The 245-nt window shown below is 64.1% G+C and carries 1 pseudogene; it reads right to left on the bottom strand.

Annotated features, from left to right (window positions below):
- Positions 1 to 245 (bottom strand): annotated as a pseudogene (locus tag R0J92_RS25630) (exopolysaccharide biosynthesis protein); the annotation flags it as partial.

Below are 245 nucleotides of genomic sequence, written 5' to 3' on the forward strand. Positions count from 1 at the left end.
TGGTGGCGGCACAGCGGGAATCATGAAGCACCTCTGCGGAGTTGTGAAACACCGACGTACTCAAACCAAGCGCCAGCCGGTTCGACGCGGCGACAAAATGCCCGTCCAACCGCAGCTCTCCGCGCAGGAACCCGAGCATATCGCCGTTATAGCGCGCAGCCCGCTCCAGTCCAAAAGCAGCGGCAACTCCGGGGGTGCGCATCTTGAGACCCATCAGCACCGTGCGGCTCTCCGGCACACGCGCC

Origin of the sequence: Tritonibacter sp. SIMBA_163, assembly GCF_046535935.1 — a bacterium.
GTDB lineage: Bacteria > Pseudomonadota > Alphaproteobacteria > Rhodobacterales > Rhodobacteraceae > Epibacterium > Epibacterium scottomollicae.